Annotated in this window: 17 protein-coding genes; 10 read left to right on the top strand and 7 right to left on the bottom strand. The window is 69.8% G+C overall.

Annotation, left to right across the window (positions count from 1 at the left end; genetic code table 11):
* Positions 1-13: 13 nt before the first annotated feature.
* Positions 14-319 (bottom strand): hypothetical protein, encoded by a 306-nt coding sequence (locus CI785_RS04180; protein ID WP_105030843.1) that lies wholly within the window; start codon positions 317-319, stop codon positions 14-16.
* Positions 320-525: 206 nt separating this feature from the next.
* Here CI785_RS04180 and CI785_RS04175 point away from each other — a divergent pair, with 206 nt between their 5' ends.
* The 6 genes from CI785_RS04175 (at position 526) to CI785_RS04150 (ending at position 6,229) form a co-directional block, all read left to right on the top strand.
* Positions 526-882, top strand: a complete 357-nt coding sequence (locus CI785_RS04175; protein ID WP_105030842.1) for a YraN family protein — start codon at positions 526-528, stop codon at positions 880-882.
* Complete coding sequence (locus tag CI785_RS04170; RefSeq protein ID WP_105030841.1) at positions 882-2,417, top strand: YifB family Mg chelatase-like AAA ATPase; 1,536 nt, start codon at positions 882-884, stop codon at positions 2,415-2,417. Before CI785_RS04175 ends, CI785_RS04170 begins: the two co-directional genes overlap by 1 nt.
* A complete protein-coding gene (gene dprA, locus CI785_RS04165) occupies positions 2,414-3,610 on the top strand; it encodes a DNA-processing protein DprA (RefSeq protein WP_105030840.1) in 1,197 nt (398 codons plus the stop codon). Before CI785_RS04170 ends, dprA begins: the two co-directional genes overlap by 4 nt.
* A gap of 95 nt (positions 3,611-3,705) precedes the next feature.
* Positions 3,706-4,353, top strand: a complete 648-nt coding sequence (locus tag CI785_RS04160) for a methylated-DNA--[protein]-cysteine S-methyltransferase (RefSeq protein WP_105030839.1) — start codon at positions 3,706-3,708, stop codon at positions 4,351-4,353.
* Positions 4,354-4,563: 210 nt separating this feature from the next.
* Positions 4,564-5,496, top strand: a complete 933-nt coding sequence (locus CI785_RS04155; RefSeq protein ID WP_105030838.1) for a tyrosine recombinase XerC — start codon at positions 4,564-4,566, stop codon at positions 5,494-5,496.
* 229 nt (positions 5,497-5,725) lie between these two features.
* The gene (locus tag CI785_RS04150; RefSeq protein ID WP_105030837.1) at positions 5,726-6,229 is read left to right on the top strand and encodes a DUF3145 domain-containing protein; all 504 of its coding nucleotides are present in this window, start codon (positions 5,726-5,728) and stop codon (positions 6,227-6,229) included.
* A gap of 132 nt (positions 6,230-6,361) precedes the next feature.
* Here the strand turns inward: CI785_RS04150 and fabF are convergent, their stop codons facing one another.
* From fabF to aceE, 6 genes are all read right to left on the bottom strand, one after another.
* Positions 6,362-7,597, bottom strand: coding sequence for a beta-ketoacyl-ACP synthase II (gene fabF, locus CI785_RS04145; protein WP_105030836.1), 1,236 nt, complete (start codon positions 7,595-7,597; stop codon positions 6,362-6,364).
* A 116-nt stretch (positions 7,598-7,713) separates the two neighbouring features.
* Positions 7,714-7,959, bottom strand: a complete 246-nt coding sequence (locus CI785_RS04140; RefSeq protein ID WP_043445747.1) for an acyl carrier protein — start codon at positions 7,957-7,959, stop codon at positions 7,714-7,716.
* Positions 7,960-8,035: 76 nt separating this feature from the next.
* On the bottom strand, positions 8,036-9,094 hold the full coding sequence (locus tag CI785_RS04135) for a beta-ketoacyl-ACP synthase III (protein WP_105030835.1): 1,059 nt from the start codon (positions 9,092-9,094) through the stop codon (positions 8,036-8,038).
* Positions 9,091-10,056: an ACP S-malonyltransferase gene (locus tag CI785_RS04130; RefSeq protein WP_105030834.1), complete on the bottom strand. Its 966-nt coding sequence runs from the start codon at positions 10,054-10,056 to the stop codon at positions 9,091-9,093. The genes CI785_RS04135 and CI785_RS04130 overlap by 4 nt, the downstream gene beginning before the upstream one ends.
* Before the next feature lie 78 nt (positions 10,057-10,134).
* Positions 10,135-11,463: a PucR family transcriptional regulator gene (locus CI785_RS04125; protein WP_105030833.1), complete on the bottom strand. Its 1,329-nt coding sequence runs from the start codon at positions 11,461-11,463 to the stop codon at positions 10,135-10,137.
* A 118-nt stretch (positions 11,464-11,581) separates the two neighbouring features.
* Positions 11,582-14,335 carry a pyruvate dehydrogenase (acetyl-transferring), homodimeric type gene (aceE, locus tag CI785_RS04120; RefSeq protein WP_105030832.1) on the bottom strand — a complete coding sequence of 918 codons (2,754 nt, stop codon included), beginning with the start codon at positions 14,333-14,335 and terminating at the stop codon, positions 11,582-11,584.
* A gap of 345 nt (positions 14,336-14,680) precedes the next feature.
* Between aceE and CI785_RS04115 the strand changes: the two genes are divergently transcribed.
* The 4 genes from CI785_RS04115 to CI785_RS04100 all read left to right on the top strand — a co-directional run bounded on the left by CI785_RS04115 (position 14,681) and on the right by CI785_RS04100 (position 17,225).
* Positions 14,681-15,100: a DUF3052 domain-containing protein gene (locus CI785_RS04115; protein ID WP_105030831.1), complete on the top strand. Its 420-nt coding sequence runs from the start codon at positions 14,681-14,683 to the stop codon at positions 15,098-15,100.
* A 3-nt stretch (positions 15,101-15,103) separates the two neighbouring features.
* Positions 15,104-15,568, top strand: a complete 465-nt coding sequence (locus CI785_RS04110) for a redoxin domain-containing protein (RefSeq protein ID WP_105030830.1) — start codon at positions 15,104-15,106, stop codon at positions 15,566-15,568.
* Positions 15,565-16,521, top strand: coding sequence for an NAD-dependent protein deacetylase (locus tag CI785_RS04105; RefSeq protein WP_240614995.1), 957 nt, complete (start codon positions 15,565-15,567; stop codon positions 16,519-16,521). Before CI785_RS04110 ends, CI785_RS04105 begins: the two co-directional genes overlap by 4 nt.
* Before the next feature lie 116 nt (positions 16,522-16,637).
* Entirely contained in the window at positions 16,638-17,225 is a 588-nt protein-coding gene (locus CI785_RS04100) for a hypothetical protein (RefSeq protein WP_157940159.1), read from the top strand.
* Positions 17,226-17,475: the final 250 nt, after the last annotated feature.

Raw genomic sequence — 17,475 nt, 5'->3', positions numbered from 1 at the left:
CTCTCCGCCGGTGTCACACCATGGGGTCGTCGTCCGTACCTCCGTAGGGGAAGGCATCCTCGCCGTCGATCGGCACGTCCGCCGCCTGCTCGAGGCGGTCCGCCTCGGATCCGCCGGTCCCTTCGCCGGCGATCCCTCCGCTGACGACGTCGCCGGACCCCGCCGGTGCACCCTGTTCCTGCAGATCGGCCTCGGATCCGCCGTTCCCGCCAGGGATGGTCCCTCCGCCGGACGCGGTGTCGCCCGCCCCGTCCGGGATGCCCTGCTCCTGCAGGTCGGCCTCACTGCCGCCGGGCAGGAAATCGCTGGTCTCGGACACTGTGTCCTCCTTCGGCTCGTGGCGGCGTCACCGTGACGTCGCTCCACCACGCTACGAGGTGAGGCCGAATCGGTGCCACCGAAATCTTCCCGATCGTGCCCTTTCGGACATCGGTGCCCGACCCGTCGGTCGGGTTGTCCACATAGGCGCCCTCCGCACGGTGTCGGCGTGCCGCCTCCCGGACTCTGGTGGAGGAGGTGAGTGCCATGCTGGCGAAGGATCGGCTGGGGCGTCGCGGTGAAGCGACAGCCGCTGTGTACCTGGAAGAGGCGGGACTGACGATCGTCGACCGCAACTGGCGGTGCCCGGCGGGGGAGATCGACCTCGTGGCCGTGGACGGGTCGACGCTCGTGATCGTCGAGGTCAAGACACGGAGCTCGGAGGACTTCGGGCAACCGCTGGAGGCCATCACCGCGGCCAAGCTCGAGCGCCTGTACCTGCTGGCATCGAAGTGGGCGCGGTCGCACAACCTGCGGTTCAGCGGCTTCCGCATCGACGCCGTGGGCGTGCTCGACGACGGCACGGGCGCACCGCGGATCGAGCACCTGCAGGGCGTGATCTGATGACGCTCGGGCGGACCTACGCGGTGTCCCTCGTGGGCATGAACGGGCACGTCGTCGAGGTCGAGGCGGACATCGGCCAGACGCTCCCGGCCTTCGTGCTGCTGGGCCTGCCCGACGCATCGCTCAACGAGGCGAAGGACCGCATACGGGCGGCCGCGCGGAACGCGGGCGTTCCCCTGAGCCGACGCAAGATCACGGTCAATCTCATTCCGGCGTCGCTGCCCAAGCGCGGCTCCGGCTTCGACCTCGCCATCGTGATGTCCGCGCTGGCCGCAGCCGGGGACGTCCGAGGGTGTGGCACCACCGTGTTCATCGCCGAGCTGAGCCTGGACGGTCGGCTCCGGCCGGTGCGCGGGGTGTTGCCCGCGGTGATGGCCGCAGTGCAGGCGGGGCACTGTCACATCGTCGTCGCCGAGGAGAACGCCGCCGAGGCCGCCCTGGTGCCGGCGGCCGCGGTGCGGTCCTTCGGCACCCTCGCCGAGGTGGCTCTGGCCTTCGGCGCCGACGGGGCGCAGGTGACACTGCCCGCACCCCTGCATCACCAGGAACCCGGAACCTCTCCCGTCCAACCCGCACCGCTGAAGGACCTCTCGGACATCGCAGGCCAGCAGGAGGCGAGGTTCGCGCTCGAGATCGCGGCTGCAGGGTCCCACCACCTGCTGATGGCCGGGCCGCCGGGGGCGGGGAAGACCATGCTTGCGGAACGACTCCCGGGGATCCTGCCGGACCTCGAGGACGACCACGCGATGGAGGTCACGGCGATCCACAGCCTGAGCGGCGAGAGGCACTGCACGGCGCTCGTCCGCACACCGCCCTTCGAGAGCCCCCACCACACCGCCACTCCCGCCTCGATCATCGGAGGGGGAAGCGGGATCCCGCGGCCGGGCGCCGCGTCCCGGGCGCACCGGGGCATCCTGTTCCTCGACGAGGCTCCGGAGTACGAGCGCCGGGTACTCGAGGCGCTGCGCGAGCCGCTGGAGAGCGGTCGCCTCGTACTGCACCGCGCATCCGGGACCGCCTCCTACCCGGCGCGGTTCCAGCTCGTCCTCGCGCTCAACCCCTGCCCCTGCGGACTCGCCAACGGCAAGGGCATCGACTGCACCTGCACGGCCCAGCAGCGCCGGCGGTACTTCAACCGGCTCTCCGGTCCGCTCCTGGACCGGGTCGACCTGCAGCTGGCAGTGCAGAGGGTGAGTCTCGCGGACTACGCGGACGGCCGGCCTGCGGAGACGTCCGACGTGGTGGCGGGTAGGGTCGCGGAGGCGCGGGCAGCCCAGCGGGAGCGACTGCGCCCCTGGAACCACGCGACGAACGCCGAGGTGCAGGGGCGCATCCTGCGCGGTGACCTCGGCCTGCCGCGGAGCGTGACGGCGTCGCTCGACAAGGCCCTGGACAGGAACCTCGTCAGTGCCCGCGGCTGGGACAGGGTGCTCCGAGTCGCCTGGACCATCTCGGACCTCGCCGGTCGCGTGCGGCCGGATGCTGACGACGTCGTCACGGCGCTGGGGTTCCGGCTCCAGGAGCGTGCCGCATGACCGGGATCGAGGTCGACCACCTGGCGAGGGCCTCCCTCTCGCGGTTGTTCGAACCCTCCGACGCGGTCGGCCTGGCTCTGGTGTCGGTGACCGGTCCCGTGGACGCCCTGCGCATCATCCGCCGTGAGGTCGATGCGGGATCGCAGGTGCGGCGTTCCCTGCGCGAGGCCCTCGACGTGCCCGATGGCCCCCGCGATCCTTTGAAGGACGGGCTGTCCCGGTGGGCTCCGAGGCTTCGCGACCTCGCTCCCGAGCGGGACCTCGCAACCCTGAAGAGGCTCGGAGGAAGGCTCGTCACGCCCGAGAGCGAGGAATGGCCCGAGGCGCTGGATGACCTGCAATCCGCCAGGCCCCTCTGCCTGTGGGTACGTGGAGGAGCAAGGATCCCGGAGCTCGCCCGCACGGCCGCGCTCGTCGGGTCGAGGGACAGCACCGCCTACGGTGCAGCCGTGACGACGGATCTCGCGACCGGCCTCGCCACGCGCGGATACACCGTGGTGTCGGGAGGCGCCTACGGTATCGACGCCCAGGCTCATAGGGCGGCCCTCGCCTCGGCGGGGGACGGGGACCGCCCGCCGACCATCGCCCTGCTGGCCTGCGGCGTGGACCGGTACTACCCGGCGGGCAACGAGGACCTGCTGCGGACCGTGGCGGCGAGGGGACTCCTGATCTCCGAGGTCCCGCCCGGCAGCTCACCCACGAGGTGGAGGTTCCTCCAGCGGAACAGGCTGATCGCGGCGTTGAGCGTGGTCACGGTGGTCATCGAGGCACGCTGGCGCTCGGGTGCCCTCAATACCGCGCACCACGCGGCCGGGCTCGGCCGCTCCGTCGGTGCCGTGCCCGGCTCCGTGTACTCCGCCAACTCCGCGGGCTGTCACAGGCTTCTGCGCGACGGCAGTGCTGTGTGCGTCGCGGATGCCGCCGACGTGGTCGAGCTCGCCGGGCCGCTGGGCGGTGACGCCTCGGGTGATCGCGCCCGGGCATCCGCTGCCCCGGGACGGGAGCAGGACGGCCTGGCGCTCCCGGACCTGCTGCTGCTCGACGGACTGCCCGTGCGAGCCTCGACGACGGTCGACAAGCTGTCCACCGTCGCGGGCCTCTCCACGCGGGACGTCATCAGCGGACTGGCACGTCTCGAACTCGCCGGCCTCGCAGTGCGTGCCGACGGCGGGTGGCGCCGCCAGAAGGACTGAGGCTGGTCCGGACCGCAGCACAGGCACCGGAATCCACCCTGCTTTCCCGCACCGCCCTGCCGGACCCGCCGGCTCCCAACGTCAGGAGGACTTCCATGGACAGCAGTTCCAGCACGGGTACCAGCACGGGTACCAGCACAGGCCCCGCTGCAGAGCACGGTGATGAGCGGTGGTATGTCGAGGTCTCCTCGCCGGTCGGACCGCTCCGGGTCGTCGCCGAGGGCGGCATGATCGTCGGCCCGTACCACGGCGACCACAGCCCGGCGCCCTCGCAGGGTCGACTGGGGCGTCCGGCGACTGGTCCGGATACTTCTCCACGGGAGGAGGCGCCGGCACCCGGGCGGGTGGCCGGCCCTGTCACTCCGGACAGGACCATGGCCGTCCTTCGGAGGGCGGCTGCGGAACTCGCCGAGTACTTCGCAGGTACCCGCCGGGCCTTCGAGGTGCCGGTCGGGTTGCAGGGGACCTCCTTCCAGGTGGGGGTGTGGGAGGCGTTGACCCGGATCCCCTACGGACAGCGACGCAGCTACCGGGACATTGCGGAGGAACTCGACAACCCGCGCATGGGGCGCGCTGTCGGGGCCGCCGTGCGGGCCAATCCGGTCTCGATCATCGTTCCCGGCCACCGGGTGCTCAGCAGTGCGGGCGCGGTCCTCGGGTACTCCGCGGGCACCGGGATCAAGACAGCGCTCCTCGACCTCGAGTCCGGTCGACAGCGCGGCCCCGAGTCCGGGCGGCAATGATGCGTCGGGCACGGCGACGAAGCCGACGGCCGGAGCGCCCATCAAGCCGCCCATCATGGGATCGGCAGGCCGACCACCAGGCCGACCACCAGGCCGATCACCACGGGAACCAGCGCGCCAGCGGGTCGATCCGGGCGCACGGACCGGCGCACTCCGGCCCGGCTCCCTGCCAAGCCGTCACCTGGCGTGGATACTGGTACCGGAGGCACGATGACGAACGAGAGCGCAGGAACGACCCCGGCCCTGGCGATGGCAGTACGCGGCTTCGAGGATTACCTGACGCTGCAGCGCAACCGGTCGGTGCACACGGTCCGGGCCTACCGGAAGGACCTGGAACTGTTCCTCCGACATGCCGCGCAGTCCGGGGTGTCGGAGCTGGGACAGCTCGAACTGCGGCACTTCCGGGCATGGCTCGGAGCCCTCGATGCAGCCGGCCTGTCCCGCGCCACGATCGCGCGGCGCGCGGCGTCGGTCCGGGCCTTCATGGACTGGGCGGTGCGTGAGGAACTGATCCCGGTCAACCCCGCACTGCGCCTGCGCTCCCCGAAGCGGACCGGTGCGCTGCCGGCCGTCCTCAGCCAATCGCAGGCGGGCACGCTGTTCGAGGACCTCGACGAACGGACGCAGCAGGGGGAACCGCACGAACTCCAGCGGCGAGCGATGATCGAGGTGCTGTACGGAACGGGCGTCCGCGTCGGAGAACTCGTGGGGCTGGACATCGACGACCTCGACACCGAGCGGCGCACCCTCGTGGTGCTCGGCAAGGGGTCGAAGGAGCGGACCGTCCCCTACGGCGTCCCGGCTGCGCACGCGATCGACGACTGGCTCCGACGAGGCCGACCACGCTGGGCGACGGAGAAGAGCGGACCGGCCCTGTTCCTCGGTCGACGCGGCAGCCGCATCGACCAGCGCGCCGTGCGCGCCCAGGTGAAGGACGCACTCGACGCCCTCGGGGACACGGCCGCCCAGGGTCCGCACGCGCTGCGGCACAGCGCCGCGACGCACCTGCTCGACGGCGGCGCCGATCTCCGTGCGGTCCAGGAGCTCCTCGGCCACTCGAGCCTCGCCACCACGCAGCTCTACACGCACGTGTCCGTCGACCGCCTGCGGCGCAGCTACGAACAGGCCCACCCGCGCGCCTGATCGACCGGCAGGGGCGTTCCTTCTCCGCCCGTCGACTCGCCACGACCGGGCACCTGGCACCCGGGCCGTCCTAGTGGCGAAATTCACGTTCGTCGGGCACAATGAGCAGGAGTTACATCGAACCTGCACACCACGTGCGGGTGGGTCTCGTGAAGTACCCGCTCATCTGCAGTTCCATCATCCGTTGAAGGTCGTTGGGGAAGACGTACCTACAGCTATGGAGGATGGAATGTCTGTTGTGATGGCCCGCGGTGTCCTGTACGTGCACTCAGCCCCTACTGCGTTGTGCCCTCATGTCGAGTGGGCTATCGGGTCCGTGCTGGACAAGCGCATCGACATGGAGTGGACGGCGCAGCCTGCCGCGCCCGGATTGCTCCGGGCCGAGCTGTCCTGGGTCGGTCCGCAGGGCTCGGGGGCGCAGCTCGCCTCGGCCCTCCGCGGCTGGGCCCATCTCCGGTACGAGGTCACCGAGGAGCAGAGCGCCGGAGCCGACGGCGGCCGGTGGTCGCACACGCCCGAGCTCGGGATCTTCCACGCCACGACGGACGTCCACGGCAACATCATGGTGACCGAGGACCGTATCCGCTACGCGTACGAGGCGGGGGCAGGGGACCCGGCAGCGGTCTACCACGAACTCTCGCTCGCGCTCGGGGAGTCCTGGGACGAGGAGCTCGAACCGTTCCGCCACGCCGCCGAGGGCGCCCCGGTGCGCTGGCTCCACCAGGTCGGCTGAACGTCCCTTCTCCCACACCGCGCTTGCCGTCCTGGCCGGCGAGCCGCTGGACGGCAACGGCCCGACCGGGCACAAGGTCGGCCACGACGAGGAAGGCGCCACCCGCGGGTGGCGCCTTCCTCGTGTCAGCGGTCAGATGCTGCGGAGCACGATGACGGCGTTGTGACCGCCGAACCCGAACGAGTTGCTGAGAGCCACGATGTCTCCCGAGGGCAGGTCACGCGCCTCCGTGACGACATCGAGCGGGATGTCGGGGTCCTGGTTGTCGAGGTTGATCGTGACGGGGGCCTTCCGGTCGTGGATCGCCAGCACCGTCATGACGGCCTCGACAGCACCGGATGCTCCGAGGAGGTGGCCGGTCTGCGACTTCGTCGCCGAGACCGCGACGGAGTCCAGGTGCGCACCGAAAGCCGCCCTCAGGGCGGTGTACTCGGGCTTGTCACCGACGGGGGTGGACGTCGCGTGGGCGTTGACGTGCACCACATCCGACGCCTGGGCGCGGGCATCGAACAGTGCGGCCTTCAGCGCACGGGTGGCACCCAGCCCCTCGGGGTCGGGCGCAGTGATGTGGTAGGCGTCAGCGGTGACCGAGGTCCCACCGAGCTCGGCGTAGATCCGGGCGCCACGCGCGAGGGCGTGCTCCTCGGCCTCGAGGACCAGGGCACCGGCACCCTCGCCCATGACGAAGCCGTCACGGCCCGTGTCGTACGGCCGCGAGGCGAGTTCCGGGGCGTCGTTGCGCCGGGACAGTGCCTGCATGGAGGCGAAAGCGGCGATGGGCATCGGATGAATGGCGGCCTCGGCGCCGCCGCACACGACGACGTCTGCCTTGCCGGATCGGATGAGTTCCAGCCCCTGGTGCAGTGCCTCGGTGCCGGAGGCGCAGGCGGAGACGGGCGTGTGGGCACCGGCCCGGGCACCGAGGTCGAGGCTGACGGCGGCTGCGGGGCCGTTGGGCATGAGCATGGGGACGGTCATGGGCAGGACCCTTCGAGGCCCCTTGTCACGCAGGGTGTCCCAGGCATCGAGCAGCGTCCAGACACCGCCGATCCCGGTCGCGAAAGCGACGGCGAGGCGGTCCTTGTCCACCTCCTCGATCCCGGAGTCGCGCCATGCCTCACGGGATGCGACGACCGCGAACTGGGTCGAGGGATCCATGCGCTTGGCCTCCACCCGGGAGAGTACCTCCGAGGCGGGGGTGGCGATCTGCGCCGCGAACGTCACGGGCAGCTCGAACTTCTCCACCCAGTCGGCCTCGATGGTCCGCGCCCCTGAGACTCCCTTGAGGGAGTTGGCCCACATGGTGGGGACGTCCCCGCCGATGGGGGTGGTTGCACCGAGTCCGGTGATGACGACTTTGCGTGGCATGGTCACTCTTTCGAAGCGAGGTCTGCGCCGGAGGCACCGGAGCGGGAGGGGAGACTGTTACGGCCGCCCACGGCGGTGACACCGGGGGCGGCCGTAGCGCCGGGAAGTGCAGGAACCTACGCCTGCGCGCCCGAGATGAAGTTGACGGCGTCGCCGACGGTCTTCAGGTTCTTGACCTCTTCGTCGGGGATGCGGACACCGAATTTCTCCTCGGCGTTGACCACGATGGTCATCATCGAGATGGAGTCGATGTCGAGGTCGTCGGTGAAGGACTTGTCCATCTCGACGGACTCGGGGGCGAGACCCGTCTCCTCGTTGACGATCTCGGCCAGGCCGGTCAGGATCTCTTCGTTGCTAGCCATGGTGGCTCCTTTTCTGTTCTTGCCGGTGCGCCGGCGGGGATGGTCAAACCGCGCTGTCGCGGTCTGGGCTTGAAAACTAGGGAAGGACCACGACCTGCGCCCCGAAGACGAGACCGGCGCCGAAGCCGATCTGCAGGGCGAGCTTTCCGCTGAGCGCGGGCTGTTCCTGCAGGACCCGGTGCATGGCCAGGGGGATCGAGGCGGCAGAGGTGTTGCCGGCGTCCACGATGTCCCGTGCCACGTGGACGTGGTCCGGGAGCTTCAGCTGCTTCACCATCTCATCGATGATACGGATGTTGGCCTGATGGGGGAGGAACACGGCGAGGTCCTCGGCGGTGATCCCCGCCGCGTCGAGCGCCTGCTGGGCGACCTTCGCCATCTCCCAGACGGCCCAGCGGAACACCGTCGGTCCGTCCTGGCGCATGGTCGGCCACAGGCTCTCACTGCCGGCGTCCGTTGATTCTCCCGATTCCGCATCGGGGCCGACGCCCATCGAGTAGTCGCGGACGTCGAGCAGGGACCGCGTCATGCGGATGGCCTCGTGCTTGCTGCCGTCGGAGCCCCACACCGACGGACCGATGCCCGCCGTGTCGCCGGGACCGATGACGACAGCGCCGGCGCCGTCACCCAGGAGGAAGGAGATGGTGCGCTCGGAGTTGTCGATGAAGTCCGACAACTTCTCCACGCCGACCACCAGCACGTACTCCGCCGTGCCGGCGTGCACGAGGGCGTCGCCCTGGGCGATCCCGTAGCAGTATCCGGCACAGGCCGCAGAGATGTCGTAGGCGGGCGCAGGGGTGGCCCCGAGGCGGTCCGCGAGCTGCGCGGCCGCGGACGGCGTCGCGTAGGGGTGGGTCACGGTGGACACCAGGACGGCGCCGAGTTGCGACGCGTCGATGCCGGCGGACGCCAGCGCCTCCCGGGACGCGGCCTCCGCCATGTCGATGACGCTGACCTCACGGGGCGCACGGTGCCGGGTGACGATCCCGGTACGCTGGCGGATCCACTCGTCCGAGGAGTCGATCCACTGGCAGACGTCGTCATTGGTGACGATGATCTCGGGGCGGTAGGCGCCGACGCCGAGGATGCGTGTGTGCTCGCGGAGAGGGGCTTGCTTGATGGCGGTGATGCTCACTGGGGTCCTTCGGAGGTAAGGGACGGATCGAGGTCCGTGGTGCGCGCGTGCTCCTCGAGGAAGGTGCGGGCGGCGTCCATGTCCTCCGGTGATTTTACGGCGAGGGTCGCCATACCGCGCATTCCGCGCTTCGCCAGACCCGTGAGCGTACCGGCAGGGGAGAGTTCTATCATCCCGGTGACGCCCATCGACTGCATCGACTCCATGCAGAGGTCCCAGCGGACCGGGCGTGACACTTGCGCGATGAGGCTGTCGAGATTGCCGTCGCCGGTGGCGACGGGCAGGCCGTCGTAGTTGGACATCAGCGTGGCCACCGGGTCGGTGGGTGCGAGCGCGGGCCGCAGCGCCTCGAGCGCCGTGACGGCAGGGGACATGTGGTGTGTGTGGAACGCGCCGGCGACCTTCAGGGCGATCACACGGGCCTTCACCGGCGGATCCTGCGCAAGGGCCGCGAGCTGCTCCAGCGTCCCTGCCGCGACGACCTGCCCGCCGCCGTTCGCGTTGGCAGCTGTCAGCCCCAGGTCCGTGAGCCGTGCCGCGACGTCGTCGGGATCCCCGCCGAGCACGGCGCTCATGCCGGTCGCCTCGGCCGCGGCCGCCTGGGCCATCGCCCCGGCGCGGACACGGACGAAGGCGACGGCGTCGTCCTCGCTGAGCGCCCCTGCGATTGCAGACGCGGTCAGCTCGCCCACCGAATGGCCCGCGACGACGGTCGCGGCGGTGAGCGTGGTGCCCTCGAGGAGCAGTCGCGCGGTCACGAGCCCGGCCGCGACGATGAGCGGCTGGGCGACGGCGGTGTCCTTGATCGTCTCCTCGTCCGAGACGGTCCCGTGCCGGATCAGGTCGGTGCCCGCGCGGTCGCTGAGCTGCTCGAGGTGCTCCCGTACGCCGGGCAGGTCGAGCCAGGGGGTCAGGAAGCCCGGGGTCTGTGAGCCCTGTCCGGGGCAGGCGATTGCAAGCACTGTTCCAGCTTTCCAAATCGGGGAGGCAATATCGGGTGTTCGGCTGAACCAAGCTGGTTGGAGCTCTTTGTAGGAACTCTACAAGTCTCTGGCCCGCCCGGCAGACCCCGACGACGCCTGCTCGGTGCTGTTCGTCCGGGTGGCACGACCGGTGCCCGGCCCCGTTCCTCCATGCGCGGCCGCCCCGGCCCCCGGCGTTGCGGAGAGGCGACCGACCACCAACGCGGTCTGGAGCACGAACGCCTCGCGGGCTATCAGCGGGTCCCAGCCGGTCACGTCGCAGACACGCCGGAGGCGGTAGCGGACCGTGTTGGCGTGGACGAAGAGTGACCGCGACGTGGCTTCCAGGGAGTGGCCGAGGGCGAGGTAGGCGGACACCGTCTGCTCCAGGCCGTTGGACGCCGCCAGGAGCGGCCGGTAGATGTTCCGCACCAGCGCCCGCCGTGCGGTGTCGTCGCCGGACATCACGCGCTCCGGCCAGAGGTCCTCGGAGGAGACGGGACGCGGGGCGCCGGGCCAGGCGCGGGCGGCCGTCAGCCCGGCGAACGCCGCCTGTGCCGACGTGCTCGCGTCCACCAGCGACTCCGCCTCCGGGCCGAACACCACGGCGCCGTCGCCGAAGAGTTCGCTGATCCTCAGATACGCCTTGGCCGCGTCCCGGACGCCTCCGAGCACGAGGATGAGCCGCTCGCCCTGGATGCCCACGAGGACGTCCTCGGCGAGGCGGCCCGTGACCCGACGCAGTTCGTTGAGGAAGCCGGCATTGGGCTCCTGCGGCGCGCTGCCGACCATGACCGTGATGCGGGCCTGGGACTTCCAGCCGACGGCGGCGATCCGTGAGCGGAGCGCATCGGAGCTCTCACCTCGCAGGATCGCGTCGACCACCAGCGCCTCGAGGCGCGTGTCCCACGAACCACGGGTCTCTGCGGCCCGCGCATACACGTCCGCCGCGGCGAACGCCACCTCCCGCGAGTACCGCAGCACGGCCTCGCGCAGGGGCGCCTGGTCGGCCGCCGGAGCCAGGAACGGCACGTGGTCCTCGACCACCTGCACCACCACGCGAATGAGCTGCAGGGCCTTCTGGAGACTGATGGACCGGGTGAGCTCGGTGGGCGCGGTGCCGAAGACGTCGCTCAGCACCCAGGCCGGGGACACGGGCTTCTGGTACCAGTTGACGAAGGAGGCGATGCCCTTCTGCGCCACCATGCCGAGGGCGGAACGCTCATCGGGGCGCAGCCCGCGGTACCACGGCAGGTCCGCATCGAGCTGACGGAGGGTGGCCGTCGAGAGGGAACCGATCGTGGCCCGCAGTTTCTCGACGGTGGCCGGATCCGGGGGAGCGGCACCGGCGTTCGTGGCTCCGGGCGCGCTCGGGGCGCCGCCGGGGGCAGCTTCTGGGTGCGGCATCCTCCGAGCATACGGTCTCGGCGCCACCGGCTTCCATTTGTGGAGGAGCTACAAAAAAGGCGACGGCGGGAGCAGCCGTGAAGCTGTTCCCGCCGTCGCCCTCAGGGACCGCGGACCGCTAGGAGTCGCCGCCCGCGTTGCCGGTGGTCCCGGCGTTCACGTCGAGCAGGCGGTACTTCTCGATCGCCTCCTTCGGCGCGTTGGCGTCGACCTCACCGCGGCGTGCGAGCATCTCCAGCGCACGCACCACCACGGAGTGGCTGTCGATCTTGAAGAACCGGCGCGCCGCCGCACGGGTGTCGGAGAAACCGAACCCGTCCGCACCGAGCGTCGCGAACTCGTTCGGCAGGAACTGGCGGATCTGGTCCGGCACGGCCTTCATGAAGTCCGAGACCGCCACGATCGGACCCGTGGCACCCTCGAGCTGCTGTGTGATGAACGGCTTGCGCGCGTCGGCGCCGGGGCTGAGGAAGGCCTCCTCCTCGGCGGCGAGGCCGTCACGGCGCAGTTCGTTCCACGAGGTCACGGACCAGACGTCGGCCGAGACGCCCCAGTCCTTCGCCAGGATCTTCTGTGCCTCGAGCGCCCACGGCACCGCCACGCCGGAGGCAAGCAGCTGCGTGCGGGGGCCGTCCACCTTGGCGGGCTTCAGCAGGTAGATGCCCTTGAGCACGCCCTCGACGTCCAGGTCCTCCGGCTCCGCCGGCTGCACGAACGGCTCGTTGTACACGGTGACGTAGTACATGACGTTGCGGAAGGACTCCGGCTTGTCACCGATGTCCCCGTACATCCGGTTGAGACCGTCGCGCATGATGTGCCCGATCTCGTACCCGAAGGCGGGGTCATAGGTGATGACGGCGGGGTTCGTCGACGCGAGGATCGGCGAGTGCCCGTCGGCGTGCTGCAGGCCCTCCCCGGTCAGGGTGGTGCGCCCGGCCGTGGCCCCGATGATGAACCCGCGGGCCATCTGGTCCGCTGCGGCCCAGATGGAATCACCCGTGCGCTGGAATCCGAACATCGAGTAGAACACGTAGATCGGGATCAGGGGCTCGCCCTGCGTCGCATAGGCAGTACCGGCGGCGGTGAACGCCGCCATGGATCCGGCCTCGTTGATGCCCGCATGCAGGATCTGGCCCTCGATGGACTCCTTGTAGGCGAGGACCAGGTCGCGGTCCACGGACAGGTAGTTCTGGCCGTTCGGGTTGTAGATCTTCGCCGTGGGGAAGAACGAGTCCATACCGAAGGTGCGCGCCTCGTCGGGGATGATCGGCGCGATGCGCTTGCCGAACTCCTTGTCCCGCATGAGGTCCTTCAGGATGCGCACGAACGCCATGGTGGTCGCGGCCATCTGCTTGCCGGACCCGCGCTTGGCCATCTCGTACGCCTTGTCGCCCGGCAGGACGACATCGGTGTGCTTGGTACGCCGTTCGGGCACGAAGCCGCCGAGCTCGCGGCGCCGCTCCATGAGGTACTTGATCTCGGGCGCGTCGGCGCCGGGGTGGTAGTACGGCGCGTTGTAGAGGTCGTCGTCGATCTGCTCGTCGGTGACGGGGATGCGCAGGTGGTCGCGGAACGCCTTGAGGTCGGCGTTCGTCAGCTTCTTCATCTGGTGGGTCGCGTTGCGCCCCTCGAAGTGCGGCCCGAGGCCGTAGCCCTTGACGGTCTTCGCGAGGATGACGGTCGGCTTGCCCTTGAACTCCGTGGCCGCCTTGTAGGCCGCGTAGACCTTGCGGTAGTCGTGGCCGCCGCGCTTGAGCTTCCAGATCTCGTCGTCCGAGAGGTCCTCGACCATCGCCTTGGTCTCGGGGGACTTGCCGAAGAAGTGGTCACGGACGAATCCGCCCGACTCGGCCTTGTAGGTCTGGTAGTCGCCGTCGGGCGTCTGGTTCATGATGTCGACCAGCGCACCGTCGGTGTCCTTGGCGAGCAGCGAGTCCCACTCGCGTCCCCAGACGACCTTGATGACGTTCCAGCCGGCACCGCGGAAGAACGCCTCGAGCTCCTGCATGATCTTGCCGTTGCCGCGGACGGGTCCGTCGAGCCGCTGCAGGTTGCAGTTGATGACGAAGTTCAGGTTGTCCAGCTTCTCGTTGGCCGCGAGCTGGAGCAGGCCGCGCGATTCCGGTTCGTCCATCTCGCCGTCGCCGAGGAAGGCCCAGACCTGCTGCTCCGACGTGTCCTTGAAGCCGCGGTTGTGCAGGTAGCGGTTGGACTGCGCCTGGTAGATGGCGTTCATGGGGCCGATGCCCATGGAGACCGTGGGGAACTCCCAGAAATCGGGCATCAGGCGGGGGTGCGGATAGGAGGAGAGCGCGTGGCCCTCCTTCGACTTCTCCTGGCGGAACCCGTCGAGGTCCTCCTCGGTGAGGCGCCCTTCGAGGTAGGCCCGCGCGTACATGCCGGGGGAGGCGTGTCCCTGGAAGAAGACCTGGTCACCACCGCTGGGGTGGTCCTTGCCCTTGAAGAAGTGGTTGAAGCCCACTTCGTACAGCGTCGCCGCACCGGCGTAGGTCGAGATGTGCCCACCGACGCCGATCTCGGGGCGCTGTGCGCGGTGCACCATGACGGCGGCGTTCCAGCGCATCCATGCGCGGTACTTCCGCTCGATCTCCTCGTCACCGGGGAACTCGGGTTCCTGGTCCGCGGGGATGGTGTTGACGTAGTCCGTCGTCGTGACCATGGGCACGCCCACGGACTGCGCACCGGCACGCTGGAGGAGCGAACGCATGATGTACTGCGCGCGCTCGGTGCCCTGGGTGCGGATGAGCTGGTCGAGGGATTCGATCCACTCCGCGGTCTCCTCGGGATCGCCGTCGGGCTTGCCGACGGTCAGGCCGCTCAGAATATCCGCCGTACCTTGTTCTACAGCCACGCGATATCTCTCCACTTCCACAGATCTTGTCTGTGTCGCTTAGTGCCTGCGCACGGCTCGTTGCGCCCGCGCAGAGATGCCGGCCCGGCGCTATCACCGCGGCCATATATCACTTCACTCTATCGCCGCCGCGGGGTCCATGCGTAGCAGGATCAGGCTCTGGGGGCAGATTACGCCGAGGGCTTGCCCACACCGCGTTCCCGGACCCGACCGCCGGGTGGCGCCTCCACCACCGAAAACGGCCGACCGGCTTGATGCTTGGCGCATAAGGGTGTTGGCTGGTAGGCATGTACATCCATACGAGGGCCGGTCACGCGACAGTCCCGTGTTTCCAGGAGGAGTTAAGTGAGCGAGGCTGAAGCCGCCACTGCGGTCAACGTGGCAGGCAAGTTGGGTTTCAAAGATGGCGACCTTGTCCAGGAACTCGGCTACGACGACGACGTCGACTTCGACTTCCGCGACAACCTCGAGGACGGCATCGGATCCGAACTGCTCACGGAGGACGACCAGGATGTGGTGGACGGCGTCATCCTCTGGTGGCGCAGCGGTGACGGTGACCTCGTGGACGCGCTCGTGGACGCCCTGACCTCGCTCGGGGCGACCGGCGTGGTCTGGCTGCTCACTCCCAAGTCCGGACGTCCGGGTTATGTCTCCCCGGCCGATGTGCAGGAAGCGGCTCCCACCGCCGGTCTCCACTCGACGTCGTCGGCCGGCGTCTCCCGGGAATGGTCGGCGACGCGGCTCGTCAGCCGCCGGAAGCAGTAGCCGGTGGCGCTGGAGGTAGGGTCCGTCGCGCCGGGATTCAGCCTGGCCAACCAGTTCGGTGAGACCGTCGAGAGCGGATCCCTGGTGGGCGGGTCCGTGGTGGTCTTCTTCCCGTTCGCGTTCTCACGCGTGTGCACCGACGAGCTCGGCCAGCTGCGGGACAACCTCGATCTGTTCGACGCCGCGGGAGTGACCCTCGTGGCGGTGTCCGTCGACCACAAGTACACGCTGCGCGCGTTCGCCGACGCCAACGACATCTCCTTCGACCTTCTCGCCGACTTCTGGCCGCACGGCGCCGTGACCGGCGCGTACGACGCCTTCGACAGCGAGCACGGTTACGCCGACAGGGTCAGCTACGTGCTGGACGGATCCGGGACGGTACGCGCCGTCGTCTCCTCGTCCCATGGGCAGGGCCGGCCCATGACCGGCTACGCCCGCGCGCTGAGCTCGGTCGAAGCGGCCCTGTGAGCGACGGGCCGGCGCCCGGGACACCGGACGTGGCCGGTCCCGGATCGAACCCGAGGCTCGGCCTGACCGGGTTCGTGAGTGCCACCCCCGCGGAGGGCCTCGCCCCGCTGAAGCAGGACGAGCGGCGCCTGCTCGACGAGGCGGTCGCACTGCTCGGCGGTCTTCGGCTCGCCGTGCTCACGGGCGCCGGACTCAGCACGGACTCGGGTATCCCGGACTACCGCGGGCCGGACTCCGCGCCGCGCAACCCGATGACCTACCAGCAGTTCGTGGGCGACGAGGCGCTCCGGCGCCGCTATTGGGCGCGCAACCATGTGGGCTGGCGGCACCTGCGCCGCGCCGACCCGAACGCGGGCCACGCCGCCGTGGCGCTGCTCGAGCAACGCCACCTGCTGTCCGGCCTGATCACCCAGAACGTGGACAAGCTCCACTCCTCGGCCGGCAGCATGAACGTGATCGACCTGCACGGTACGTTCGACCGCGTGGTGTGCCTGCAGTGCGCATCGACCTTCCCGCGCTCCCGCATCGCCGAGATCCTCGAGGAACTGAACCCGGGATACCTGGAGCGGGAGTCCGACGCCGGGGACGTCGCGCCCGACGCGGACGCCGACGTCGACGATACGGCCGACTTCGTGACGGCGCCCTGCCCCGTCTGCGGCGGGATGCTCAAGCCGGACTTCGTCTACTTCGGCGAGAACGTCCCCAAGGGCCGGGTGGCGGACGCCTACGCGATGGTGGACGCCGCCGGTGCGCTGCTCGTCGCGGGATCCTCCCTCACCGTCATGAGCGGCCTGCGGTTCGTCCGTCACGCGTTCAAGGCGGACAAGCCGGTGGTGATCATCAACCGCGGGTGGACGCGTGGTGACGAGTTCGCCTCGCTCAAGATCGAGGCCGGCGTCTCGGAGGCGCTCACCTACCTCGCCCGGCAATTGCCCGATCTGGCGCCGGCGTAGGTACTCATCCGTCGCGCGTGCAGGTAGTCCACGCGGAAAGCAAGTAGGGCTTACTGGTTACGCGCCCTCCCGGTTCGGCATACGTTCATCCCATCGGTCTCTCACACGGGGTGAAAATGCGTTCTTCAACCAGGTCTCTTCTTCTAGCTTTCGGCACGGCGGCGGCTCTCGTCGTCACCCCTCTGGCGATGGAGCCCACGCGGCAGGCGGCCGACGCCCCGGCCGTCGCCCAGCCTCCCGCAGCGGACCCGGCCCCGCCCGTCGCGGTAGAGGCTGCAGTGTCGCCCGTCGTCGACCCACCGGCGACGGACGCGGATCCTGTGTCGGACCCCGTGTCCGAGCCGGCGCCCCCGATCACCCGACCGCCCGGCAGCGGGATGGGCGGCGACCTGCCGCCCGGGCTCCTGCCCGACCCGCCCTACCCGCAGTGCCCGATCACCGAGGACGGCGCCTGGTGGACGGACCCGGCGGACCCCTACACCTGCATCCCGCCCGGATCCATCCCCTTCCACGAACCCACGCCGCCGGGGATCGACCCGGAGCTCCTCGAACCGATCTTCGAGGAGCCGGAGATCGCACCCGGCGCCGGGGACGACTGCCGCACCGCCGGGGCGCTGCGATGCACCGTCACGATCATGGGGCAGGACTACGTGGTGACCTTCGCGGACGGCAAGCCGGTCGGCGTCCTGGAGGTCCAGGACTAGACCCTCCCGGTCCGGCGGGGAGCTGTCCGCGCCGGTCGACCACGCCGGCGAGGGAGGCGCACCGCCGGCAGTGGAGGTCGGAAGTCCGTCATCGCGAGCGCCACAGGTGGCGTGACCGCTCACCGTGGGACGTTCCTTTCGTGGATCACCGCAATGGTCCTCAACCGGACGCCGCGCTCCCGGATGTTCATCGGGACGCTGCGCGCACCATGGTGAGGCTGGCTCCTGCCTCCCCGCGCCTGTGGGAGGT

The sequence above is a fragment of the Arthrobacter ruber genome, assembly GCF_002954225.1.
GTDB lineage: Bacteria > Actinomycetota > Actinomycetes > Actinomycetales > Micrococcaceae > Arthrobacter_D > Arthrobacter_D ruber.
Note: the sequence above shows the minus strand (reverse complement) of the source record. Positions and strands in the feature narration are given on the sequence as shown.